Origin of the sequence: Amycolatopsis nigrescens CSC17Ta-90 (assembly GCF_000384315.1) — a bacterium.
GTDB classification, from domain to species: Bacteria; Actinomycetota; Actinomycetes; order Mycobacteriales; family Pseudonocardiaceae; genus Amycolatopsis; species Amycolatopsis nigrescens.
The window spans coordinates 4985065-5009685 of the sequence record NZ_ARVW01000001.1 but is presented as its reverse complement, the minus strand read 5'-3'; the positions used below and the strand labels follow the sequence as shown (position 1 = coordinate 5009685).

The window sequence follows — 24621 nt, the reverse complement described above, 5'->3', positions numbered from 1 at the left end:
ATATATCTAGTGCGGAGTGTATGCTTCCCGCATGCTGGACGGCAAGCCCGGAGCCTGAACGATGGTTTCCGTGCGCAGCGTGGTCGACAGGGTGGGCCCGACCCTGCTGCAGGCACTGCTGCTGCCGGACGACTGCCCCGCGGTCGCGGACGTGGTGATCGCCGAGCCGGGCGCGCCGAACCATTTCGCCGCGGGCGACCTGGTGCTCGCGGTGGCCACCACCGAACTGGCCGACGCGATCGCACTGTTGCGGGACAGCGCCGAGCGAGGCGCCGCCGCGGTGCTCTTCAAACCGCCGCTGGCCGGGAAGCCGGCGGCGAGACGGGCCGCGAAGTCGGCCGGGATCGGGCTGATCGAGGTGCACGCGGCCGCGTCGTGGGCGCAGCTGGTGTGGCTGCTGCGCACCGTGCTGGACGCGATCGCGGACGAGTCCGAGAACCTGGAGAACGGCGGGGACCCCGGCAGCAGCGACCTGTTCCGGCTGGCCGACGCGGTCGCGTCCGTGGTGGACGCGCCGGTCACCATCGAGGACACCAACTCCAGGGTGCTGGCCTACTCCGCCCGCCAGGACCTCACCGACTCGGCGCGGGTGTCCACCATCATGGGCCGGCGGATCCCGGACGACGTGCTGGTCCGGTTCCGGTCCCGAGGGGTGTTCCGCGAGCTGTCCAGGGGACGGCAGACCATTTTCGTCCCCGCGCAGCGCGACGGCACCCTGCCGAGGCTGATCGTGCCGATCCGGATGGGCGGTGAGCTGCTCGGCTCGATGTGGGCGGTGGTGGCCGGGCCGGTGTCCGACGAACGCGCGGCCGCCTTCGCCGACGCGGCCCCGGTGGTCGCGCTGCACCTGCTGCGCCGCCGGGCGCACGCGGACGCGCAGCGCCGGGCGTCGGCCGAGCTGCTGCGCGCGGTGCTGGAGGGCAAGGTCGGGCCGCGGAAGGCGACCGCCGAGCTGGAGCTGCCCGACGGGCCGCAGCGGGTGGTGGTGATCGACACCGAGGCCGAAGGGCTGCGGCTGTCCCTGCTGGAGCGGATCTCCTCCGGGGTCGGCCGCCGTCCGGTGGCCACCGAGCTCGGCGGGCTGCTGTACGCGGTGGTCCCGGAAGGCGACGGGCCCGGCTGCTGGACCGAGCTGCGCGACGCGCTGGCCGAGGTGCCGTCCGGCGGGAAGGCCGGTGCGGCGCTGCGGATCGCGGCGGGCGGACCGGCCGGCATCGGCGAGCTGGCCAGGTCGCGGGCGCAGGCCGAGGAGGCGCTTTCCGTGCTGCGCGCCGGGCTCGTGCCCGGCCGGGTGGTCAGCTTCGACGAGGTGTGGACCGTGCTCGCGCTGCACCGGGTGGCCACCGCGGCGGCGGCCACCGGCGTCACCGAACTGGGCCCGCTCGGCACCCTGCGCGCGCACGACGAAGCGAACCACACCGGCTACGTGGACACCTTGTACGAATGGCTCCGGCATCCCGGAGACCCGCGCACGGCCGCGAAGCAGCTGCGGATCCACCCGAACACCCTGCGGTACCGGATGCGCCGACTGCTGGAGCTGACCCCGATCGACCTGGAGGACGCGGACGTCCGGCTGGCCCTGCTCAGCCAGCTGATCACCCTGCGGTGGTCCTGACTACTCCACTCGGTTCCCGTCTAAAGACCTGACTTTCCGTTTCGCGGCCACAGTTACATCACATCGGGTCCATAACGCCACCTGGCTGGTTAGTTTTCGCTCGCCCATTTCGGGTCAGAGAGCGCATTCAGGGAGTTGCCATGAGAACTCAGGAGCGCATCCGACGAGTCCTGCGAACCGCCGCCGTCTCGATACTGACCTTGTCCTGCGTGGTGCTGCCGGGAGCGGCCGCGCAGGCCGCCGGCCCCTCGACGGCGGAGTGCGTCACCCCGGACAACACCGCGACGAGGAGCAAGGACGGTCACGTCAACGACGTCAGCCCGGCCGAAGCCGCAGCTGTGGAAAGGGATCTGCGGTCCCGTCTCGCCGCGCGGGGACCAGCAGCGGCGGCCACCACCGTGCCGGTCTACTTCCACGTGATCACCGCCGGCAGCACCGGCGACATTCCCGCCGCGACCATCAATCAGCAGCTGTCCGTGCTGAACAGCGCCTACTCCGGGGCGGGCTTCAGCTTCCAGCTGGCAGGAACCGAACGCACCGACCGGGCCGCCTGGTACAACGGCCTCGCGCCGGGCTCCGCGGCCGAGCGGCAGATGAAAACCGCGCTGCGCAAGGGCGGAGCCAACGCGCTCAACGTCTACACCGCCTCGCTCGGCCAGGACCTGCTCGGCTGGGCGACCTTCCCGTGGAGCTACGCGTCCAGTCCCACCATGGACGGCGTGGTGATCCTGGACGAGTCGGTGCCGGGCGGGTCGGCGACCAACTACGACGAGGGCGACACCGCCACGCACGAGGTCGGGCACTGGCTCGGGCTCTACCACACCTTCCAGGGCGGCTGCTCCACGCAGAACGACTACGTCGCCGACACTCCGGCCGAGCGCACCGCTACCTCGGGCTGCCCGGCGAACAAGAACACCTGCCCCGCCGCCGGAAACGACCCGATCCACAACTTCATGGACTACAGCTACGACAGCTGCATGTACGAGTTCACCTCCGGCCAGGGCACCCGGATGACCTCTTCCTGGTCCGCCTACCGCGCCTGACCTTCCCCACTGTCCCTCAAGGCCACCTTTGCAACCTTGAAGGTAACAAAGGTGGCCTTGAGGGACTTCTCAGAGCAGCGCGGCGGTTTCGGCGAGAAGATCGTGCTGGCGCAGACGATCCTCGGTGAAGGGCATCGCGATCACCCGGCCGGCGCCCAGTTCCGCCAGTGCGGCGAGCCGCTCGGCGGCCTGGGCAGGGCCACCGAGCAGCAGCGCGTCCCGCGCCTGCTCGTCGCTCATCCCGTACTCGGTCAGCCCGCGCACCTGACCGTCCACTATGGACGACGGCAGGTCGCCGAGTCCGACGCTGAGGCCGACCGTGATACCTGGTACCGGCCGACCGTACTCCTCGGCGAGCTCGGCCAGCCGCCGCGCGCCGGCCGCGATCTCGGCCGGACTGGAAAAGGCCGGGTACCACTCGTCGCCGAACCGCGCGGCCCGGCGCAGCGCCGCCTGTCCACCGCCGACCAGTACCGGCGGCATGGCCGCACCGGGCGCCAGCGTCACCGGCTCACCGTCCACAATGGTCTCTCTCCCGGTGATCAGCCCCGGCAGCAGGTCGAGCGCGGCATCGGTGAGCGCACCGCGTCGCGAATACTCCAGGCCGACCGCGCGCCAGCCCGACGGCCCGTGCACATCCCCGCCGGAGCCGACGCCGAGCAGCACCCGGTCGCCGGAGAGGTGCTGCAGGCTTGCGATCTGCTTCGCCGACCAGGCGGCTGGCCGCAGGCCGGGCAGGAACACCCCGAAACCGACCTTGATCCGCTCGGTGACCGCGGCCGCGGTGGCCAGCACCAGTGTGCTGTCCAGCAACGGGCGGGTGGCCAGCAGATGGTCGCCGACCCACACCGACTCCAGCCCGGCCTGCTCGGCGTGCTGAGCGTGCGAACGCACCCCGTCCGCCCCGGCCACCCCGAACCCCGGCAGGTTCACCCCGATCTTCATCACGGCACCAGCAGGGTCTTGCCCACGGTGCCCCGCGACGCGATCGCCGCATGCGCGTCCGCGGCCTTGTCCAGCGAGAAGCGCTGCCCGATCACCGGCCGCAGCGCGCCCGCGTCCGCCTTGGCCAGCGCGCTCTGCACGAAACCGCGCAGCTCCTCCGGCGTCGATGCCGCCGGAGCGCCGACCGTCACCCCACGGGCTTCGGCCGCCGCTTCGGGGATCTCCGCCCAGCTGCCACTGGCCAGTCCGTAGCTGAACATCCGGCCACCGCGCTCGACGAGCTCGAAGGCCGCCGCGCCGATCTCGCCGCCAACGCCGTCGAAGACCACGTCCACTCCGCCGACGGCTTCGCGCACCCGGTCGGTCCAGTCCGGCTTCCGGTAGTCGACGACATGCTCGGCGCCGAGGTCGGCGGCCAGCTCCAGCTTGTGCGCACCGCCGGCCGCGGCCACCACCGTGGCCCCCGCCGCCTTGGCCAGCTGGACCAGCACGCTGCCGACCCCGCCCGCCGCGGCCTCGACGAGCACCCGTTCCCCACCGGTCAGCCCGGCCCGGTCGACCAGCATGCTCGCCGTGCGGCCGTCGGCGAGCAGGGCGACCGCGAGATCGAGATCGAGGCCTCCCGGCACCTCCACCGGCTGGCCGGCGTCCACCGCCACGCGTTCGGCATACCCGCCGGAACCACGCAGCGAGCTGACCACCCGCTTGCCGAGCAGGCCGGGATCAACCCCGTCCCCGATCGCGCTGATCACCCCACCGACCCCGTTCCCGGGGATCATCGGCAGCTCGGGCCGGAACGGCCCCTGCCCGCTGGCGCGGAACTGCGTCTCCACGAAGGTGACGTTCACGAACGCGACCTCGATCACCACCTGCCCCGGCCCCGCGACCGGGTCCGGCGCCTCACCGGGCACCAGTACCTCGGGGCCGCCGAACTCGTGCAACCAAACCGCGCGCATGAAGTCCCTCTCGTCTGCATCATTTGCCGAACACAGCCTGCGATCTCCAGTTGGGTAGAGGTCAAGAGTTTGTGCTGCGACGACCAGAGATGCCGGACAAGACTGTTCTCTCAGCACGATGACACCGCCGTACGAGTGGTTCACCGTGGGCAGCACCACGTCCATTACAGCTGGAGGCAGCAGTGCGCATCGCCGTCCCCCGTGAGATCAAGAAGCACGAGTACCGGGTCGCCCTGACCCCGGCCGGCGTCCACGAGCTGACCGGCAGAGGACACGACGTCTTCGTGGAGGCCGGCGCCGGTCTCGGCTCGTCGATCGCCGACCACGAGTACGTCGAAGCCGGCGCCAAGGTGCTGGCCACCGCCGAGGAGATCTGGGCGCAGGGCGAACTCGTGCTCAAGGTAAAGGAGCCGATCGCCGAGGAGTACCCGCGGCTGCGGCGCGACCAGGTGCTGTTCACCTACCTGCACATCGCCGCGGACCGGCCGCTGACCGACGCGCTGCTCGCCGCCGGCACCACCGCGATCGCCTACGAGACCGTGCAGAAGGACAACGGCGCGCTGCCGCTGCTGGCCCCGATGTCCGAGGTGGCCGGCCGGCTCGCCCCGCAGGTCGGCGCGTACGCGCTGATGAAGCCGAGCGGCGGCCGCGGCGTGCTGCCCGGCGGCATTCCCGGCGTGCACCCGGCGCGCGTCTCCGTGATCGGCGGCGGGGTGGCCGGGCTGAACGCGGCCAGGGTCGCCCTCGGCCTCGGCTCCGACGTGGAGATCCTGGACACCAACGTGGACCGGCTGCGCCAGATCGACAACGACTTCAACGGTCGGATCCGCACCGTCACCTCCAACGCGCTCGCCGTCGAGCAGTCCGTGCTGGAGGCCGACCTGGTGATCGGCGCGGTGCTGGTGCCCGGCGCGAAGGCGCCGAAGCTGGTGTCCAACGCTCTCGTGTCCCGGATGAAGCCGGGCAGCGTGCTGGTGGACATCGCGATCGACCAGGGCGGCTGCTTCGCCGACTCCCGGCCGACCACCCACGACGAGCCCACCTACCAGGTGCACGACTCGGTGTTCTACTGCGTGGCGAACATGCCCGGCGCGGTGCCGAGGACGTCCACCTACGGCCTCACCAACGTCACGCTGCCCTACGCGGTGCAGCTCGCCGAGCACGGCTGGCAGGCCGCGCTGCGGGCGGACGGCGCACTGGCGAAGGGCCTGAACACGCACGACGGCGCGCTCACCAACGAGCCGGTCGCCGTGGCGCACGGCCTCCCCGCCACCCCCCTATCCACCGTCCTCGCCTGACCCGCACCGGCCCAACGTGACGTTTGGCTCGTTCTATTGGCCAAACGTCACGTTGGGCTCGTTTCGTACCGGGCAAAAAGTCGGCTATTTGCCGTTGTGGGCGGCGCTGGCGCGGAGGCCGTCGACCATGCAGCCGAGGCCGAAGGAGAACTGGTCGTCCCAGTCGGCGGAGCGGCTCGCCACCAGGTTCGCCCGCAGCTTCGGGTAGCGGTCGCCGATGACGTCCAGGAACGGCGGAACCCACTGGGCGTACAACGCTTCCTCGTCGAGCCCGGCGTTGCGCAGTTTCTCCAGCCACTTGACCTCGTCCGCGGCGAACCCGACCACGTAGTTGAGCAGGGTGCTGAGCGCCCGGTAGGCGTGCGGCGGGCGGAAGCCGCCGGCCTCGACCGTGGTGAGCAGCGCCTCGGACAGCCGCCGCGCGTTCGGCCCGATCAGCGCGTAGGTGCCGATCAGCTGGGTCATCCAGGGCCGGGACCGCAGCACCCGGCGCAGATCGTGCGCGAACTTCTCGCAGCACCGCCCCCAGTCCCCGTCCTGTGCCCGCTCCACCTGAAGGCCGCCGAGCGCCTCGTCGAGCGCGTACTCCAACAGCGCGCTCTTGGTGGGCACGTACCAGTACAGCGACATCGGCGCGGCCCCGAGCTCGACCGCGAGCCGCCGCATGGACAGCGCGGAAAGCCCGTCGGTGTCCAGCATCCGGATCGCCGCCGTGACCAGCTGGGCACGGGTGAGGCCGGCGTTTCTGCCGATCCGCGGCCGGGTCTCGTCGTCGCCGGACAGCCAGACGCTGTCCAGCCGAGGTTTCCCGCCGCCGTCGGCCACCTACTCACTCCCTGTGCACACCGTCCTGAACAGATTCGGCCAGCTTATCGGGGTGCCCGCCCTGGCCCCGGCGCAGCAGAGCCCAGGCGACCAGGCCGGCGGCCACGGCCGCGGCGGCGCCGCAGGTCAGGCTCAGCGAGATGCCGGACACGAAGGCGTCCCGTACCGAGTGCACCACCGACGCCGCATCCGGCGCCTGTGCCGCGGCGCCGAGCGCGAGCCCGACCGAATGCTCCACCCCGTCCGGCAGCAGCTCCGGCAGATGGGCGGCGAACTGCGCGGACATCAGGCTGCCCAGGATGGCGACGCCGAGCGCGTTGCCGAACTCCTGCAGGGTCGAGGTCAACCCGGAGGCGATTCCGGCGCGCTGCGGCGGGATCGCGCCCATCAGCGCGTTCGCCGACGCGGGCATGGCGATGCCGACACCACCGCCGATGAGCACCAGCCCGGTCAGTGTCGGCCAGTAACCGCTGTCCGTGCCGACGAAGCTCAGCGCGAGTAGCCCGGCGCCCATCACGCCGAGCCCGACCGCCAGTGTCAGCGGCACGCCGAGGCGGGCGCTGACCCGCGGGCTGAACGGGGTGACCAGCAGCAGGCTCAGCGCCATCGGCATCACCGCGAACCCGGCCTGCAGCGGGCTGTAACCGAGCACGAACTGCAGGTACTGGGTGAACAGGAATAGTGAGCCGCCCATCGCGAACGCGGTCAGCGCGCCACCGGCGACGGCGCCGGTGAACTGGGGGTTGGCGAACAGGGTCATGTCCAGCATGGGGTCTTCGGCGCGGCGTTCCCAGAGCACGAAACCGGTCAGCGCCAACACCCCGAACACCAGCGGGACCAGCACGTTCGCCGAACCCCAGCCGTGTTCCGGCACGGAGATCACCGCGTAGACGAGGCCGACCCCCATCACGATGGACAGCAGCACCCCCGGGATGTCCGGTTTCCTGGTCATCGGGTCCCGCGATTCCGGCACCAGCAGCACCATCGCCACGATTGCCACCGCGCCGACCGGAATGTTGATCAAGAAGACGGAACCCCACCAGAAGTGGTCCAGCAGCACGCCGCCGATCACCGGGCCGAGCGCGAGGCCCATGGACGCGACCGCGGTCCAGGCCGCGATCGCCTTCGGCCGTTCCTTCTCGTCGAAGATCTGCATCAGCACGGCCAGCGTGCCGGGCATCAGGAACGCGGCGCCGACGCCCATGCCGGCGCGGGCGATGATCAACTGCGTTGAGGTCTCGGAGAAGGCAGCCACCGCGGAGCCGGCGGTGAACAGCGCGACGCCGAACAGGAGTGCGCGTTTGCGGCCGAGCCGGTCGGCCAGCGAGCCGGTGGTCATCAGCAGCCCGGCCAGCACCAGCGAGTAGGCGTTGATCATCCACTGCACGTCGGAGGTGCTGGCGTGCAGGGAGTCGGTGATGGACGGAATCGCCACGCTGAGCACCGTGTTGTCCAGCAGCACGACCAGCAATGCCAGGCACAGCACCGCCAAAATCACCCACCGCCGCGGATGCCCCCGACTCTCCCCCTGGACAGCCTCCACCCCAACTTCCTGCGCCATCTTTCCCCCTCGTACACCGTATGAGTCCCCCACAACCTACGGCCGCCCCTTCCCCCGTGCACCCCATTTCCCGCCCAGCGAACACCCCAAGCCCACTCATCGAACGGACACACGGAACGGTCCCCTGAACTGGCGCTAGTCCCCACCCTCCGCGCCCACGCCGTCAAGGTGCGGAGCTCGCACCGCGGGGGGTTTGGGGGGCTCGGCCCCCCAACATGATGGGCCCCTAGCTACTCGGGAAGGGGGCTCTATCCCCGAACAGGGGAGAGGCTAGGGCGGCCCGCTCAACCAGCCTGGGGGTCACTGGGAGCGGGCCGCCGAGTACTAGCTTAGGTAATAACTCGCGAGTTCGCTGCACGGGGGGCGCAACTTGTCAGAAATACTTCTTCACAGATCGTGCTCGAGTTCTGTGATCCAGCCAGATCAAACGCCTGGACCTGGGGTTTTGCCGGAAACCCGGGGTGGGCGGCTGGGTCTGGCCCGGGGAACTTTTCGCACCAGATGGTGACGAAGGTCGCTCTCGGCGACTTGGCACCTCCTGCGCACCCGCCGCGTCGGAGTGAGGCAGGATGTCCGCTCAGCAACATCGTCGGCGACCGTCGGCGCTAGATACGGGAGGAGGCAACGTGCAGCACGACGGAAGCGGCCGCATTTCCGTGCAGAACCTCAGCAAGCGGTTCGGCCCGGTCGCGGCGGTGCAGAACCTCAGCTTCACCGTGGAGCCGGGGTCGGTGACCGGGTTCCTCGGGCCGAACGGGGCCGGTAAGACCACTACGTTGCGGATGCTGCTCGGGTTGGTCACGCCGAGTGCAGGTACCGCGACGATCAACGGGCGTCCGCACGATCAGCTGGGGCATCCGGCGCGGGTGGTGGGCTCGGTGCTGGAGAACGAGGGCTTCCACCCGAAGCGGACGGCCAGGAACCATCTGCTGGTGTACGCCGCCGCGATCGGGGTGCCGGATCAGCGGGCGGACGAGGTGCTGGGGCTGGTGGGACTGTCCTCGGCCGCGAACCGCAAGGCCGGCGATTTCTCGCTGGGTATGCGGCAGCGGCTGGCGCTGGCCACGGCGCTGCTTGGCAACCCGCAGGTGCTGGTGCTGGACGAGCCGGCGAACGGGCTGGACCCGGAGGGCATCGTCTGGCTGCGGAACTTCCTCCGTGCTTACGCGCGGGAGGGTCGCACCGTGCTGGTGTCGAGCCACCTGCTCAGTGAGGTGGAGCAGACCATCGACCAGGTCGTCATCATCAGTGCGGGGATGACCAGGTACTACGGCTCGTTGGACCAGCTGCGCGGGAGCCAGCAGTCCAGGGTGCTGGTGCAGCCGGCGGACGCGGGCGCGTTGGTGAAGGCGTTGCAGGAGGCCGGTTTCACCCAGGTGGAGCCGGCGCCGGACGGCCGGGTTTCGGTGGTCGGCGCGACCGTGCAGCAGATCGGTGACCTGGCGTCGAAGGCCGGGGTCGCGCTGTACGGGATGCAGGAGGAGCGGGCCGATCTGGAGCGGCTGTTCTTCCAGCTCACCCAGGGTCAGTACGCGGCTCCGCAGCCGCCGTACGGTCAGCCGCCGCAGCAGGGCGGCTGGGGCGGGCCGCCCCAGGGGCCGCCGCCCGGCTATCAGCAGCCGCAGCAGTATCAACAGCAGCCGCCGCCCGGTTACCAGCCGCAGACCCCACCGCCGGGTTATCAGCAGCCTGGCCAGCACGACCAGTGGGGAGGCCAGCGCTGATGGGCAACCTGATCAAGGCGGAGTTCCGCAAGACGCTGACCACGAAGAGCTGGTGGGGTCTGATGATCCCGGCCGTGCTCTTCGGTTTCCTGTTCGCGCTGGGCTGGGGTGCGGTCACCAACGACTTCAGCGACTTCCTCGGCAGTTCGGACACCAGGGAGATCACCGGCGCGCTCGGCATCCAGGCCGGTGAGCTGCCGGTGGGCCTGCTGGCGCTGGGGCACGGGGTGAACATCGGCACGATGTTCCCGGTGATCTTCGGCGTGTTCGCGCTGGCCGGTGAGTACAGCAAGAAGACGATCACCACGACCTTCCTCACCGCGCCGAACCGGGTTTCCGCGCTGACCGCGAAGATGATCACCTACATCGCCTGGGGTGCGATCTACGGCGTGGTGATCGTGGGCGCGGCCAGCCTCGGCACGGTGCTGACGGTGTCCGGTGAGCGGCTGCCGAGCGCCTCGCAGTGGCTGGGCGTGCTCGGCGCCGGTGTGCTGGCGACCGTGCTGGCGACGCTGTTCGGGATCGGTGTCGGCGCGGTGTGGAACAGCGTGGTCGGCAGTGTGATCACGCTGACCATCTACATGCTGGTGGTGGAGAACGTGCTGGTGTTCGTCAGCTTCGGCTGGATGGACATCACCTGGCTCGGCGGGGTGCTGCCGAACGGCACGGTGAACGGGATCGTCGGCGCGATCGGCGCGGAGGCGTTCGGCGCGGCCGGGGTGAAGGTGCCGGGGCTGGACGACGAGACGCAGTGGTTCCTGCAGTACATCGCGGGTGCGCCGGGCGCGTTCTCCTGGTGGGCGTCGGCGTTGATCTTCTTCGCCTGGACCATGGTGTTCTTCGTCGGCGGCTGGGCCGCCAACCAAAAACGCGACATCACCTGACCTGTCCCATGCAGCGAAGGCCACCTTGCCTGCGTCCAACGCAGTGAAGGTGGCCTTCGCTGCATTCAGGAAGAAAAGATGTCGGGGTGGGCGAATAGCCTGGTGAAGTGACCGAACTGCGCACTGCACCAGAACGCGTCCAGCCGGACGCCGCGGCACCGGCAGCCGCCCCGCCGCCACCGCCGCGGGCCGGCTGGATCCGGCGGCTGTCCGCGGCGTGCTGGCGGCATCGCGCGCTGGTGCTGCTCTCGCTCGGCGCGGCGGTGGTCGGGGTCGGCCTGCAGGCGGCCGGCCCGCTGCTGGTGAAGGTCGCGGTGGACGACGCGGTGGCCGGGCACACCTCGCGCCTCGGCATGCTGGTGGCCGCGCTGATCGGCCTGCAGGTACTGAGCTTCGGTTCCGCCTTCGCCCGCCGCTATCTCGGCGGCCGGCTCGCCCTGGACGTCCAGCACGATCTGCGGCAAGCGGTGTTCGGCGCGGTCTCCCGGCTGGACGGCGGCAAGCAGGACGCGCTGCGCACCGGCCAGGTGGCCTCGCGCGCGATCAGCGACCTGCAGCTGGTCACCACCATCCTGATGCAGGTCCCGCTTTCGGCCGGCTCGGTCATGTTCGCGCTGCTCGCGCTCGGCGCGATGCTGTGGCTGTCCCCGGTGCTCACCCTGATCGCGCTGGTGGTGGCGCCGGGGGTGGCGATCGTGGTGGCGCTCAGCCGCAAACGGCTCTTCCCGGCCACCTGGTCGGCGCAGCAGCGGGCCGCGGATCTCGCCCAGCACGTGGAGGAGACGGTCACCGGGGTCCGCGTGGTGAAGGGCTTCGGGCAGGAGAGCCGCGAGGTCGCCAGGCTGGAGCGGACCGCGAAGAGGTTGTTCGCCGAGCGGCTGCGCGCGGCGAGGCTGGCCGCGCTGCCAACCGCGACCACCGCCGCGCTGCCCGCCGCCGGCCAGGTGGCGGTGCTGGCCGTCGGTGGCGTGCTCGCGTTGCGCGGTGACGTCAGCCTCGGCACCTTCCTCGCCTTCGCCACCTATGTCACCGCCCTGATCGGGCCGGCCAGGATGCTGTCCAGCCTGGTCGTGCAGGCGCAGCTCACCAGGGCCGGCGCGGACCGGGTGCACGAGCTGATCGACGCACAGCCCGAGGTGCGGGACGCGCCGGACGCGCTGCCGCTGCCGGACGGTCCGCTCGGGGTCGAGCTGCGGGACGTGCAGTTCGGCTACACCCGCTCCGAGCCGGTGCTGAACGGGCTTTCGCTGCGCGCCGAACCGGGGGAAACCCTGGCGCTGGTCGGCACGGCCGGCTCCGGCAAGTCGACGATTTCCTTGCTGCTGCCCAGGTTCTACGACGCACACGCCGGGTCGGTGCGCCTCGGCGGGCTGGACGTGCGGGAGGTGCGGCTTGCCGAACTGCGCCGGGCGATCGGCGTGGTGTTCGAGGAGGCGTTCCTGTTCTCCTCCTCGGTCCGCGACAACATCGCCTACGGCAGGCCGGACGCCGGCGATGAGGAGGTTTTCGCCGCGGCCAGGGCCGCCGAGGCCGACGAGTTCATCCGCGCGCTGCCGGACGGCTACGACACGCTGGTCGGCGAGCGGGGACTGACCCTGTCCGGCGGGCAGCGGCAGCGCCTCGGCCTGGCCAGGGCGCTGATCACCGATCCGCGGGTGCTGCTGCTGGACGACGCGACCTCGGCCGTGGACACGGTGACCGAAGCCGCCATCCACGACACGCTGCGTTCGGTCACCGCGGGCCGCACCACGCTGCTCGTCGCGCACCGGCGGTCCACCCTGGCGCTGGCCGACCGGATCGCGGTGCTGGACGAGGGACAGGTGGTGGACGTCGGTACGGCGGCCGAGCTGGAGGCCCGCTGCCCGCTGTTCCGCGACCTGGTGTCCGGCCCCGGCGAAGGCGTCGAGGAGGTGCACCGGCACGACTGCGTGCAACAAGCGGACACCGGAATCACGCCGGAACTCTGGCCGCCGGAGGCCGAAAACTCCGCAGCCAACGCGTCCGGTTCTGGTCTGACGGACGGCACCGGCGAATCGGTGGACGTGCCGCCGACCCAGGAACTGCTGGACGGGGTGCGCAACCTGCCACCGGCCACCGACCGGCCGGCGATGGACGTGCCGGACGTGACCGCGCCGGATCCCGCGTTCCGGCTGTCCGGGCTGCTGCGGCCGGTCCGCTGGCTGCTGGTCGCGGTGGTGGCGCTGGTCGCCGCGGACGCACTGGCCGCCATCGCGCTGCCCGCGCTGTACCAGCAGGGTGTCGACAAGGGGGTGCGGGCCGGGGTCGAGTCGGTCATCTGGCTGACAGCCGGCATCGGCGCGGTGGTGATCGCGCTGGACTGGCTGGTGGTCATGGCGCAGACCAGGCTCACCGCGCGCTCGGGCGAGACGGTGCTCTACTCGCTCCGGGTGCGCAGTTACGCGCATCTGCAACGGCTCGGCCTGGACTACTACGAGCGCGAGCTGTCCGGCAAGATCATGACCAGGATGACCACGGACGTGGACGCGCTTTCCACCTTCCTGCAGACCGGTCTCGCCAGCGCGGTGGTCAGCCTGCTCACCCTGGTCGGCATCTCCGGCGCGCTGCTGATCACCGACCCGGGGCTGGCGCTGTACGCGCTGGCCGTGCTGCCGGTGCTGATCGCGGCCACGGTGGTGTTCCGGCGGCTCTCGTCGGCGGCGTACACCGAGGCACGCGAGCGGGTCAGCGTGGTGAACGCGGACATGCAGGAGAACATCAACGGGCTGCGGGTCGCACAGGCCTACAGCAGGGAGGCGCGCTCAGCCGAGGCCTTCGCCTCCCGCAGCGACGCCTACCGCCGCTCCCGGCTGCGCGCACAACGCTATGTCGCGACCTACTTCCCGCTGGTCACCCTGCTTTCCGGGATCGCGGAGGCGATCGTGCTGCTGGCCGGCGCGGGCCGGGTGGCGGACGGCACGCTGTCCCCCGGCGTGCTGCTCGCCTTCCTGCTCTACCTGGGGCTGTTCTTCTCGCCGATCCAGCAGCTCTCCTCGGTGTTCGACGGCTACCAGCAGGCGCGGGTGGGGCTGCGCCGGATCGCCGAGCTGCTGCGCACGCCCAGTTCGGTGCCGGCCACCGAGAACCCGGTCGCGATGCCGCGGCGGTTGCGCGGCGAGGTCGGCTTCGACGACGTCGAGTTCCGCTACCCGGAGACCGAGTCCCGCGCGCTGGCCGACGTTTCGCTGGAGGTCCCGGCCGGGCAGACCGTCGCGCTGGTCGGCGCCACCGGGGCCGGTAAGTCCACCGCGGTCAAGCTGGTGGCGCGGTTCTACGACGTTACCGGTGGCACGGTCCGCGTGGACGGCGTGGACATCCGCGACTACGACCTGACCGCGTTGCGCGGGCGGATGGGCGTGGTGCCGCAGGAGGCGCACCTGTTCACCGGCACGGTCGCGGACAACGTGCGGTACGGCCGGCCGTCGGCCACCGACGCGGAGGTGGAGGCGGCGGTCCGCTCGGTCGGCGCGCTCGCCGGGGTGGCCGCGCTGCCATCGGGTTTCCGCCAGCCGGTCGGCGAACGCGGCCGGTCGCTGTCCGCCGGGCAGCGGCAGCTGGTCGCGCTGGCAAGGGCCGAGCTGGTCGACCCGGACATCCTGCTGCTCGACGAGGCGACCGCCGCACTGGACCCGTCCACCGAGTCCGCGGTGCTGCGGGCGACCGAGCAGCTCGTCCGCCGTCGCACCACCTTCGTGGTCGCCCACCGGCTGGCCACCGCGGCCAGGGCCGACCGGATCGTGGTGCTCGACCACGGCCGCATCGTCGAACACGGCACGCACACCGAGCTGCTCGCCGCCGGCGGCCACTACGCCCGGCTCTGGCAGCTCGGCTCGTGAAGGTCAGTCGACCGCGTCCCAGATGGTCAGCGGCATCGAAGCCGGGTCGAGGTAGAAGTGCTCCGGGAAGTACTCGATGTGCACGTGTCCCTCCGGGTCGCCGGTGCCCGCGGAGTCGCGGAAGATGTCCGCCAGCACCGAGAGCAGCTGGCGCGGCCCGGTGATGACCAGCCGCCGGTCCTCGGTGTCTACCGAGATGACCACCCCGTCGCTGTCCGCGGTGCCGATGTCCAAACGCGACAGCGGGCTGCCCTGGCGCACCGCGGCCGGATCGGTGTTCAGCTCGAACGAGCCCGCACCGGCCTGCAGCGCGTCCGCGACCCGGCGGTACTCGTCCGGTTTCCCGGCCAGCAGGGTTTCCCGGCCGGTGTCGGCGAACTCGACGATCATGTTGTCCTCGGTGGCGGTATGTCGCCCGGCCGGATGGTGGTCGGGTCGATCGGGATGTGCGGGTCGGCGTAGGGACCGGTGCGCACCGGCCTGCCGTTGATCTGCGTCTCGAGGTTGAGATGCGGCCCGTTTCTTATCACGTCCCCGGCGGTCGGGTTGATGTCGAACCGCGCGATGCTGGAGATCCGCCGTCCGGCCGCGTCCTCGCTGTGCCGGACGAACTGGTAGGCGTCGCTGCCGGACACGATGACCCGGCCTTCGCCGCCGACGTGCCGCGAACCCAGCCGCACCGCTTCGTCCATCGAGATCGGGCCGTTGTTCGGCGGCGGTGGAGGAGTTTCGTGCGTACCCGTCCCGCAGCCGCCGGACGGCGCCGGGGTCAGGCCCAGCGGGTCGATCCACCGGGTCGGGTTGGCCACGTACGCGCGGGGGTTTGGTGACGGCGCCAGCCCGAGCGGATCCTCGGTGTTGTACCGCCCGGTTTCCGGGTCGTAGTAGCGCTGGTAGTTGTAGTTGAACCCGGTTTCGGCGTCGTGGTACTGCCCGGGGAAGCGCAGCGGGGTGCTCGCCCGCCCGTCCGGCGCGGACCAGGTTTCGCCCCACAGCGTGGAACGGCCGTGCCAGGCGAGCGCGCCGCCGGGGTCGACCAGTTCGGCCGGGGTGCCGACGAGGTCGGTGACGATCGAATAGAACCGCTCGTCCACCCAGGACTGGGCGGCGTCGCGGGCCGGCACCCGCTCGGTCTGGGTGAGGGGCCGGAAGGTGCCCGGCTCGTGGTCCCAGGTCGTCGCCAGGCCGGCCGAATGGATCTGCTCGGCGAGCAGGGTGCCGTCCCAGACGAAGTCGACCTGCTCGGCGACGGACTCGCCGTCGGGGCCGAGCCGCTGCTTGGCGATCCGGCGGCCGAGCGCGTCGTAGGAGTAGCGCCACCGCGTGCCGTCCGGGGTGATCGCCCCGACCATCCGGTCGTCAGCGTCCCAGGCGTACTGCCAGACGTCCGGCCGGTGCGAAAGCCGCTTCTTCTGCCGGAGCACCACCCGGCCCTGCGCGTCGTAGGAGTAACTGGAACCCCCGGCCTGGCGCAGCAAGGTGCCGGAGTACTCGCGCCGGCCCTGCGCCGCCTGATCCGAAGCCGGGAACGCGGCCGCGACGATGTTGCCGCCGGTGTCGTAGCTGTACCGCTCGGCCCAGCCGCTGCCCTGCACCGAGGTGACCCGGCCGGCGGCGTCGAGATCGAGCCTGCTGGCGCCGTCGAGCTGGTCCACCACCGACTGCAGGTAACCGTCGGCGCGGTACTGGTAGCTGCGGCGCTGGAGCTGCCGCGCCACGGTGGTCTGCTGGGCCACAGTGGACACCGTCTGGGAGAGCAGCCGGTGGTCGGCGTCCCACGCCTGCGCGACGATGGTGCCGCTGTCCAGCAGCCGCTCCACCTCCCGCCCGATCGGGTCGTAGCCGAAGCTGATGCTCCGGCCGGCGCTGGACAGGGTCGTCGGCTGGTTGTTGCCGTCGTAGCTCCACGACGACACCGCGCCGGTGGGCGTGGTCCGCCGGATACGCCGGCCGAGCGCGTCGTACTCCGAGGTGAGCGTGCGGCCGTTCACCGTCTCGGCCAGCACCCGGCCGAGCCGGTCGCGCTGGAACAGCAACTCGGCATGGGGATTCGCGGCGCGGACCATCCGGCCCATCGGGTCGTACTCGAAGCGCGAGATCCCGGCGTCGGAGCTTTCCTCGAGTACCCGGCCGAGCGGGTCGCGGCGGTAGGACACGGCCTGCCCGGCCCCGTTGCGCTTGCCGACCAGCTGACCGGACGCGTCCCGCTGGTAGCTCAGCACGCGGCCGTTGAAGTCGGTCTCCCGGATGAGCCGTCCGGCGGCGTCGTGGTCGTAGCGCCAGACCAGTCCCTGCGCGTTGGTGACCGCCACCAGCCGGAGCTCGCTGTCGTACTCGTACCGCAGGCTCGTGCCGTCCGGCCCGGTCTTCACCGCCGGGAGGTCGAAGTGCGTGGTCCTGGTCCGGGTGACCTGTCCCATCGGGTCGACGTACTCGAGGTCGTTGCCCTCGCTGTCGTACCGCCAGGTTTCGGTCGCGCCGCTCGGCTGGGTGCGGGAGAGCAGCTTGCCCTCGATCGTCCAGGCGAGCCGGGTGGTGCCGCCGAGCGGGTCGGTGATCGCGACCACCCGGCCGAACTGGTCGCGCTGGTAGTGCGTGGTCGCCCCGAACGAGTCCGACACCGCCACCGCCAGCCCGGCCGCGTCGGTGCGCAGCCGCCGGACGTTGCCGAGCGCGTCCACGATCTCGGTCGGATGGCCCAGCTCGTCGTGCCCGAACCTGGTCGTCGCCCCGGCCGGGTCGGTGACCGCGGTCAGGTTCCCGCGCTCGTCGTACGCCCGCCGCCACACCCCGCCGTCCGGGTCCACCACCTGGGTCGGCAGCGCGAACTCGTTGTGCTCGGCCAATGTCTGGGTACCGTCGGGATGTGTGACGACCGAGGTGTTGCCCTGCTCGTCGTAGCTGTAGCGGGTGACCCGGCCGAGCGGGTCGGTGCCGGCGAGCAGCCGGTGGTAGCGGTCCCATTCGAACCGGGTCTCGTTGCCGAGCGGGTCGACTTCGAGTACCAGCTGGTGCAGCTCGTTGAAGTGGTAGCGGCTGACGTCGCCGAGCGAGTTGGTCTCCACGGTGACCCGCTCGGCCAGGTCGTACTCCATCGTCCCGGCGAGCGCGCTTCCCGACCCTTCGGTGCGCACGCAGCGGCCGGTGTGGTCGTAGGTGTAGGCGTACCACTGGCCGTTCCGGTCGGTCCAGCGCGTGATCCGGCCAGCCTGGTCGTACTCGAACCGGAGCGGCCTGGTCGAGGAGTTGATCACCTCGGTCAGCCGGCCGCCTTCGTCGTAGCCGTAGCGGACCAGCGTGATGTCTGTGCTGTCCTCGCCGTCCCCGCCGTCCCGGCCGTCACTGCGCAGCCGCAGCGCGCGGGTCAGCCCGGCCTCGGTGTCCACGGCGATCCGGTAGCCGCCGGAATGGCGCACCTCGGTCACCTCGCCGGCCGCGCCGTGCTCGAACTCGATCCGGTTGCCGTTGCGGTCGGCGACCGCGGCCAGTGCGGCCCGGCCGTCCCGTTCCGGGGCGAACTCCAGCACCCGCCCGACTCGCGGCTGGGTGAGCGTGTAGCCGCCTTCCTCGCGGCGGGTCAGCGGCCACCGCGCGCCCTCTTCGGCGAGCACCTCGCCACCGTCCGACGGCGGCGCCGGGTAGACCAGGATCACACCGTCCGGCCCGGCGTAGCAGACTCCCCGCTCGTCGATCTCGAGCCGCTGGTCCAATGTCGAGGCCCAGGACGGCCCGAACGACCGGCCCGCCCGGTACGAGGACACGTGCACCCGTTGCAGCAGCAACGGCAGCATGCCCGGCAGCTCGACATCGGTCTGCACCAGATACATCTCGCCGGTCGCCATGTCGATCGGCTCGCGGCGCCCGCAGCGGCCGACCGGCTCCTGCGAGCGGTCCACCGGGTTCTCCGCGTCCTTGCGCAGCGAACCGTCCTTGCCGCCGTCCGCCCTGGAACCATTCGGCCCGCCCGCGTTCGGCCCGTCCGGACCACCGGGACCGTCACCGGGCAGGTCCGGCGAATCCGCCTTGCCGCCGTTGATGTCCGGCCCGTCGAGCTTCTTCCCGCCCTTGGCCGCGGACGGCGTGGTGCCGCCGCCACCGCCGATCTTCTTGCCCAGCTTCGACAGCTTCTCGATGATCTCGCCGAGCTTGTCCACGATCTTGCGGATCTTCGGCGTCACGTTGCCGATCGTCTTGACCAGCTTGCGGATCAGGTCGGAAATCTTGGAGATCGCGCTGGAGATCGCGGCCGTCGCCTGCGCGGCGATCACCGGGGTCGCGAAGCCCAGCGTGGCGGCCGCTTCGAGCGCCCAGGTGATCAGCTTGCCGACCAGCTCGGCGACCAGATCGCGCACGGTCTCCCGAACCGCCGCGACCACCTGCCCCATCACCATCACGCCGGTGGAGATGCCGTCCGCCAGCGTCGCCGCGCCCGCGATCGCGTCGGTCTGCTCCGCCGCACTGCCCCGGTAGGCGTCCCCCGCTTCCCCGGTCCAGCCCGCGGTACCGGTCTTCGCCTCGTTGCCGAGGTCGCCCGCGACCGCGTTGACCTCCTTGGCCACGTTCGCCCAGGTGTCCGAAAAGGACTGGATAACCGGCGGGTCGCCGGCCAGCCAGTCCAGCGCCTCCTTCAGCGGCTGGACGTGCTCGATCAGCCAGGACACCCCGTACTGCGCCAGCGTGCCGATCGGGTCGACCACCATGGACAGCACCTCGAGGCCGACCCCGAGCGCACCGAGGCCGCCCTCCACCCACGAACCGTCCTTGACCCCGCTCGCCAGGTCGTTCGCCGACTCCAGGATGCCGATCCCGGTGACCCCGGTGGTCTGCGACTGGGCCTGCGCGACCAGCGGGTTCCCCTCAGGCATCGAGCGCACCGCCGGTCGTCTTCAGGGTCTGGATGGTCTCGTCCTCTTTGCCCTCGTAGGTGGTGACCGCGTCGCGCACCTTGCCGGCGGTGTCCTTGACCGACTCCTGCGCCTTCTGCAACGCCTGCACGCCCATCTGCTCGAAGGGGTCCAGCAGCAGCGCGAACGGCTGGCAGATCACCCCGAACGCGCTGTTGTCCATGCTCACCTGCTGCGCGGCGCCGACCGCCGTGCCGAGCCGCTCGGCCAGCGCGTCCACCTTGCCGGCATGCGTCCCCAGTTCGTCCTGGAGGACTTCGTAACCACCATCTGGCATCGCTGCACCCCCGGTCAGTCGCGCCGCAGGAACGTCTGGTCCCCGAAGTCGTCATCTCCGTCATCGTCACCGTCATCGCCGCCGGGCCGGCGCCTCGGCGCAGGCGGGGGTGTCGGCGGAGCGGGGCGGCGCGGCGGCTCCGGCTCTTCGTCGGCCTCGGTCTCCACCTGAAGCTGCCGCCCTGGTGCCTCCCGTGCCGGTGGCTCGGCCTCCTCCTCCGGCGCCGGCGGGAAGTTGGCCGCCGCGGTGGACACGATGTGCCGGGTGGTCTCGTCGTCGCCGACCGTGCCGGCCACGATCTCCTGCAGCCGCTCGGGGTACTTGGCCTGCGCCTTCTGCATGGCGCGCAGCACGTTCGCGGAGATCTCGTCCGGGCTCATCGACCGCACGGCCTCGGTCATCGCGACACCGGTCGGAATCCCGTTGCTACCCACCGTCACGCTCACCGCGCCGCCTGCCACCGACTCGGTGATGGCGATCTGCTCCACCTCGTGCTGCATCCGCGCGTAGCGTTCGGACTTCTCCACCGCGTTGCGCTCCCAGTCGTCCACCATGCGCTCGACGTCCGACAACTCGGCCACCACGGCACCCCTTTCGCTCTCCTGCACAGACGGCGATCACAGCACGCCGGTTCCCTTCGTACCGCTTCCGGCCCGCCACGGAGAATCCCCTGGTCGGAGCCCGGTTCAGCGTTCCATGCAGGTGTGTTGCGCCGAAAGAGTGACGGACGCCCTATCGTCGCCGGGTGTCCTGTGCCCGGTTCGATCACACGCGGCTGGTCGCGGGGGTTAGCCTGGTAGGCGCATCAACGCCACAGCAAGATCGAGATGGATAGAGGCGAGTCACAGCCGTGTCCAGCAGCAGCCCTGCGTCACAGTTCGGCCCCAACGAGTGGCTGGTCGAGGAGATGTACGACCAGTTCCTGGCCGATCCCTCTTCAGTAGACGCCGCATGGCATGACTTCTTCGCGGACTTCAAGCCCACCCAGGACGCACAGGCCAAGGCCGACAACGCACGCCAAGCCGTGTCGTCGACCGACGCCGAGTCCAACGGCAGCCGGAACGGCCAGGCCACGGCGCCGTCCGCGAAGACCCAGCAGAACGCCGAGTCCGCGGCGAAGCAGGCGTCCGCCCCGACGCCGGCAGCCGCCCCGGACAAGCCGGCCCCCGCCCCGGCGCCGGCCAAGCCCGCAGTGAAGACCGAGACGACCAGCAAGCCCGCGGCCAAGCCGGCCGAGCAACCGGAGAGCAAGCAGCTGCGCGGCGCGGCGGCCGCGATCGCGAAGAACATGGACGCGTCGCTGTCCGTGCCCACCGCGACCAGCGTGCGCGCGGTTCCGGCCAAGCTGATGGCCGACAACCGCATCGTGATCAACAACCACCTCAAGCGCACCCGCGGTGGCAAGATCTCCTTCACCCACCTCATCGGCTACGCGATGATCCGGGCGCTGCGGGACTACCCGAACATGAACCGGCACTACAAGTTGATCGACGGCAAGCCGTTCGCGATCACGCCGGAACACGTGAACTTCGGGCTCGCCATCGACATGAAGAACAAGGATGGCTCGCGCACGCTGGTCGTGGCTTCGGTGAAGAACACCGAGAACATGACCTTCCTGCAGTTCTGGCAGGCGTACGAGGACATCGTCAAGAAGGCCCGCAACAACAAGCTGACCGCGGACGACTTCGCCGGCACCACCATCTCGCTGACCAACCCCGGCGGCATCGGCACCAACCACTCGGTGCCGCGGCTGCAGGCCGGCCAGGGCGCGATCATCGGCGTCGGCGCCATGCAGTACCCGGCGCACTTCGAGGGCACCAGCGAAAGCACCCTGGTCGAGCTGGGCGTGAGCAAGATCATGACGCTCACCTCGACCTACGACCACCGGATCATCCAGGGCGCCGAGTCGGGCGAGTTCCTCAAGCGCATCCACGAGCTGCTGCTCGGCGAAGACCGCTTCTACGACGACGTCTTCACCTCGCTGCGGCTGCCGTACGAGCCGATCCGCTGGGTCGAGGACATCCCCGAAGGCCCGGTCGCCAAGACCGCGCGGGTGATCGAGCTGATCGACGCGTTCCGGATGCGCGGCCACCTGATGGCCGACACCGACCCGCTGAACTACCGGCAGCGCCGGCACGAGGACCTGGACGTCCGCTCGCACGGGCTGACCCTGTGGGACCTCGACCGCGAGTTCCCGGTCGGCGGGTTCGCCGGCCAGGAGCGGATGAAGCTGCGCGACATCCTCGGCGTGCTGCGCAACTCCTACTGCCGCACGGTCGGCATCGAGTACACCCACATCCTGGACCCGGACGAGCGCCGATGGATCCAGGACAGGGTGGAGGTGCCGCACGAGAAGCCGGAAGCGTCGGTCCAGAAGTACATCCTGTCCAAGCTGAACGCGGCCGAAGCCTTCGAGACCTTCCTGCAGACCAAGTACGTCGGGCAGAAGCGGTTCTCCCTGGAAGGCGGCGAGACCACCATCCCGCTGCTGGACACCGTGCTGGACAAGGCCGCCGAGTACGAGCTGGACGAGGTCGTCATCGGCATGCCGCACCGGGGCAGGCTGAACGTGCTGGCCAACATCGTCGGCAAGCCGATCTCGCAGATCTTCCAGGAGTTCGAGGGCAACCTCGACCCCGGCCAGGCGCACGGTTCCGGTGACGTGAAGTACCACCTCGGTGCCGAGGGCAAGTACTTCCGGATGTTCGGCGACGGCGAGACGAAGGTGTCGCTGACCGCGAACCCGTCGCACCTGGAGACCGTCGACCCGATCCTGGAAGGCATCGTCCGGGCCAAGCAGGACCTGCTGGACAAGGGCGGCGAGGGGTTCACCGTGCTGCCCGTGCTGCTGCACGGCGACGCCGCGTTCGCCGGCCAGGGCGTGGTGGCCGAGACGCTGAACCTCGCCCTGCTGCGCGGGTACCGCACCGGCGGCACCGTGCACCTGATCGTCAACAACCAGGTCGGCTTCACCACCGCGCCGGAGAACTCGCGCTCGTCGCAGTACGCCACCGACGTGGCCAAGATGATCGCGGCGCCGGTCTTCCACGTGAACGGTGACGACCCGGAGGCCGCGCACTGGGTTGCCAAGCTGGCCATGGACTACCGGCAGGCGTTCAACAAGGACGTCGTGATCGACATGATCTGCTACCGGCGCCGCGGCCACAACGAGGGCGACGACCCCTCGATGACCCAGCCCGCGATGTACGACATCATCGACACCAAGCGCTCGGTCCGGAAGACCTACACCGAATCGCTGATCGGCCGCGGTGACATCTCGGTGGACGAGGCGGAAGCCGCGCTGCGCGACTTCTCCAGCCAGCTCGAGCACGTCTTCAACGAGGTTCGCGAGCTGGAGAAGCACCCGGCGAAGGCCAGCCCCTCGGTCGAGGAGGAGCAGCAGGTGCCGGCGAAGGTGCCGACGGCGGTCTCCCGCGAGGTCGTGGAGCGGATCGGCGACGCGTTCATCAACGTGCCGGAGGGCTTCAGCCCGCACCCGCGGGTCAAGCCGGTGATGGAGCGGCGGCACAAGATGTCCCGCGAAGGCGGCATCGACTGGGCGTTCGGCGAGCTGCTGGCGTTCGGTTCGCTGGCCATCGAAGGCAAGCTGGTGCGGCTGTCCGGCCAGGACTCGCGGCGCGGCACGTTCACCCAGCGGCACTCGGTGCTGATCGACCGCAAGACCGGCCAGGAGTACTCGCCGCTGCAGAACCTGGCGGACGAGCAGGGCCGCGTGATGGTCTACGACTCGGCGCTGTCCGAGTACGCGGCGGTCGGTTTCGAGTACGGCTACTCGGTGGCGAACTCGGACGCGCTGGTGATGTGGGAAGCGCAGTTCGGTGACTTCGTCAACGGCGCGCAGACCGTGATCGACGAGTACATCTCCTCCGGTGAGGCCAAGTGGGGCCAGCTCTCCGACGTCGTGCTGCTGCTGCCGCACGGCCACGAGGGCCAGGGCCCGGACCACACTTCGGGCCGGATCGAGCGGTTCCTGCAGCTGTGCGCCGAGGGTTCGATGACCGTGTCGGTGCCGTCCACCCCGGCGAACTACTTCCACCTGCTGCGCCGGCACGCGCTGGACGGGGTGAACCGCCCGCTGGTGGTGTTCACCCCCAAGCGGCTGCTGCGCGACAAGGCGGTCAAGTCGGAGGTCGCGGAGTTCACCGACCAGTCGAAGTTCCTCTCGGTGATCGACGACGCGGACGTGGACCCGGCCAAGGCCAGGAAGGTGCTGCTGACCTCCGGGAAGATGTACTGGGAGCTGGTCGCCGAGCGGGCGAAGCAGGAGATCGACGACATCGCGATCGTCCGGATCGAGCAGTACTACCCGCTGCCGAAGAAGAAGCTGCTGGCCGCACTGGAGCGCTACCCGAACTCCAAGGAGGTGATGTGGGTGCAGGAGGAGCCGGAGAACCAGGGTGCCTGGCCGTTCTTCGGGCTGAACCTGCCCCGCAAGTTCCCGGACGCACTCGGCCGCCTCCAGGTGGTCGCCCGCCGCCCGATGGCCGCTCCCTCGGCCGGTTCGTCCAAGGTGCACGAGGTGGAGCAGAAGGCGATCATCACCAAGGCCTTCAGCTGACGCTCGTGAGTGGAAAGTGTTGCTCCGGCAACACTTTCCACTCACGACCCGTCGATCAGCCTGGCGAACTCGGTGAACGCAACGCCCTTTTGGTTATAAGACTGGCTGTTTAACGCCGAACCGCCGGGGCGGCCCGGTCTAATTTGGATCCCATGA

At 70.4% G+C, this 24621-nt stretch carries 15 protein-coding genes; 7 read left to right on the top strand and 8 right to left on the bottom strand.

What is annotated here, in order from left to right; genetic code table 11:
- The first annotated feature begins 61 nt into the window (after positions 1-61).
- Positions 62-1615 (top strand): PucR family transcriptional regulator, encoded by a 1554-nt coding sequence (locus tag AMYNI_RS0123810; protein ID WP_020670569.1) that lies wholly within the window; start codon positions 62-64, stop codon positions 1613-1615.
- A 140-nt stretch (positions 1616-1755) separates the two neighbouring features.
- The gene (locus AMYNI_RS0123805) at positions 1756-2658 is read left to right on the top strand and encodes a zinc metalloprotease (protein ID WP_026360848.1); all 903 of its coding nucleotides are present in this window, start codon (positions 1756-1758) and stop codon (positions 2656-2658) included.
- A gap of 69 nt (positions 2659-2727) precedes the next feature.
- Here the strand turns inward: AMYNI_RS0123805 and AMYNI_RS0123800 are convergent, their stop codons facing one another.
- Both AMYNI_RS0123800 and AMYNI_RS0123795 read right to left on the bottom strand, forming a co-directional pair.
- Positions 2728-3603, bottom strand: a complete 876-nt coding sequence (locus AMYNI_RS0123800) for an LLM class flavin-dependent oxidoreductase (RefSeq protein ID WP_020670567.1) — start codon at positions 3601-3603, stop codon at positions 2728-2730.
- Complete coding sequence (locus AMYNI_RS0123795; protein ID WP_020670566.1) at positions 3603-4559, bottom strand: zinc-binding dehydrogenase; 957 nt, start codon at positions 4557-4559, stop codon at positions 3603-3605. The genes AMYNI_RS0123800 and AMYNI_RS0123795 overlap by 1 nt, the downstream gene beginning before the upstream one ends.
- Positions 4560-4741: 182 nt before the next feature.
- On the opposite strand from AMYNI_RS0123795, the gene ald reads away from it, so the two are divergent.
- Positions 4742-5857, top strand: a complete 1116-nt coding sequence (gene ald, locus AMYNI_RS0123790; protein ID WP_020670565.1) for an alanine dehydrogenase — start codon at positions 4742-4744, stop codon at positions 5855-5857.
- Between the two features lie 84 nt (positions 5858-5941).
- On the opposite strand, the gene AMYNI_RS47410 is transcribed toward ald, so the two are convergent.
- Positions 5942-6682 (bottom strand): TetR/AcrR family transcriptional regulator, encoded by a 741-nt coding sequence (locus AMYNI_RS47410; RefSeq protein WP_020670564.1) that lies wholly within the window; start codon positions 6680-6682, stop codon positions 5942-5944.
- A gap of 4 nt (positions 6683-6686) precedes the next feature.
- Positions 6687-8243, bottom strand: coding sequence for an MFS transporter (locus AMYNI_RS45255; RefSeq protein ID WP_051116358.1), 1557 nt, complete (start codon positions 8241-8243; stop codon positions 6687-6689).
- A 626-nt stretch (positions 8244-8869) separates the two neighbouring features.
- Between AMYNI_RS45255 and AMYNI_RS0123775 the strand changes: the two genes are divergently transcribed.
- The 3 genes from AMYNI_RS0123775 to AMYNI_RS0123765 all read left to right on the top strand — a co-directional run bounded on the left by AMYNI_RS0123775 (position 8870) and on the right by AMYNI_RS0123765 (position 14705).
- On the top strand, positions 8870-9967 hold the full coding sequence (locus AMYNI_RS0123775; RefSeq protein WP_020670562.1) for an ABC transporter ATP-binding protein: 1098 nt from the start codon (positions 8870-8872) through the stop codon (positions 9965-9967).
- Positions 9967-10851 (top strand): ABC-2 transporter permease, encoded by an 885-nt coding sequence (locus AMYNI_RS0123770; protein ID WP_020670561.1) that lies wholly within the window; start codon positions 9967-9969, stop codon positions 10849-10851. The genes AMYNI_RS0123775 and AMYNI_RS0123770 overlap by 1 nt, the downstream gene beginning before the upstream one ends.
- Before the next feature lie 197 nt (positions 10852-11048).
- Positions 11049-14705: an ABC transporter ATP-binding protein gene (locus tag AMYNI_RS0123765; protein ID WP_051116548.1), complete on the top strand. Its 3657-nt coding sequence runs from the start codon at positions 11049-11051 to the stop codon at positions 14703-14705.
- Between the two features lie 3 nt (positions 14706-14708).
- Here AMYNI_RS0123765 and AMYNI_RS47405 read toward each other — a convergent pair whose 3' ends face one another.
- Genes AMYNI_RS47405 through AMYNI_RS0123745 form a run of 4 tightly spaced genes read right to left on the bottom strand, consistent with a single transcriptional unit; the run spans position 14709 to position 20467 of the window.
- Positions 14709-15095: an Imm32 family immunity protein gene (locus tag AMYNI_RS47405; protein WP_020670559.1), complete on the bottom strand. Its 387-nt coding sequence runs from the start codon at positions 15093-15095 to the stop codon at positions 14709-14711.
- Positions 15092-19570 (bottom strand): DUF6531 domain-containing protein, encoded by a 4479-nt coding sequence (locus tag AMYNI_RS0123755; protein WP_040405918.1) that lies wholly within the window; start codon positions 19568-19570, stop codon positions 15092-15094. Before AMYNI_RS0123755 ends, AMYNI_RS47405 begins: the two co-directional genes overlap by 4 nt.
- Complete coding sequence (locus AMYNI_RS45245; protein WP_020670557.1) at positions 19563-19886, bottom strand: type VII secretion target; 324 nt, start codon at positions 19884-19886, stop codon at positions 19563-19565. Before AMYNI_RS45245 ends, AMYNI_RS0123755 begins: the two co-directional genes overlap by 8 nt.
- Before the next feature lie 14 nt (positions 19887-19900).
- The gene (locus tag AMYNI_RS0123745) at positions 19901-20467 is read right to left on the bottom strand and encodes a YbaB/EbfC family nucleoid-associated protein (RefSeq protein ID WP_026360846.1); all 567 of its coding nucleotides are present in this window, start codon (positions 20465-20467) and stop codon (positions 19901-19903) included.
- A 269-nt stretch (positions 20468-20736) separates the two neighbouring features.
- Here AMYNI_RS0123745 and AMYNI_RS0123740 point away from each other — a divergent pair, with 269 nt between their 5' ends.
- Positions 20737-24465, top strand: a complete 3729-nt coding sequence (locus tag AMYNI_RS0123740) for a multifunctional oxoglutarate decarboxylase/oxoglutarate dehydrogenase thiamine pyrophosphate-binding subunit/dihydrolipoyllysine-residue succinyltransferase subunit (RefSeq protein ID WP_020670555.1) — start codon at positions 20737-20739, stop codon at positions 24463-24465.
- Positions 24466-24621: the final 156 nt, after the last annotated feature.

Bases quoted from the DNA above. Each gene is read 5' to 3' on its own strand.
- AMYNI_RS0123795 (WP_020670566.1), bottom strand. From the start codon at position 4,559: ATGCGCGCGGTTTGGTTGCACGAGTTCGGCGGCCCCGAGGTACTGGTG.
- AMYNI_RS0123770 (WP_020670561.1), top strand. From the start codon at position 9,967: ATGGGCAACCTGATCAAGGCGGAGTTCCGCAAGACGCTGACCACGAAG.
- AMYNI_RS47405 (WP_020670559.1), bottom strand. From the start codon at position 15,095: ATGATCGTCGAGTTCGCCGACACCGGCCGGGAAACCCTGCTGGCCGGG.
- AMYNI_RS0123755 (WP_040405918.1), bottom strand. From the start codon at position 19,570: ATGCCTGAGGGGAACCCGCTGGTCGCGCAGGCCCAGTCGCAGACCACC.
- AMYNI_RS0123800 (WP_020670567.1), bottom strand. From the start codon at position 3,603: ATGAAGATCGGGGTGAACCTGCCGGGGTTCGGGGTGGCCGGGGCGGAC.
- AMYNI_RS45245 (WP_020670557.1), bottom strand. From the start codon at position 19,886: ATGCCAGATGGTGGTTACGAAGTCCTCCAGGACGAACTGGGGACGCAT.
- AMYNI_RS45255 (WP_051116358.1), bottom strand. From the start codon at position 8,243: ATGGCGCAGGAAGTTGGGGTGGAGGCTGTCCAGGGGGAGAGTCGGGGG.
- AMYNI_RS0123805 (WP_026360848.1), top strand. From the start codon at position 1,756: ATGAGAACTCAGGAGCGCATCCGACGAGTCCTGCGAACCGCCGCCGTC.
- AMYNI_RS0123810 (WP_020670569.1), top strand. From the start codon at position 62: ATGGTTTCCGTGCGCAGCGTGGTCGACAGGGTGGGCCCGACCCTGCTG.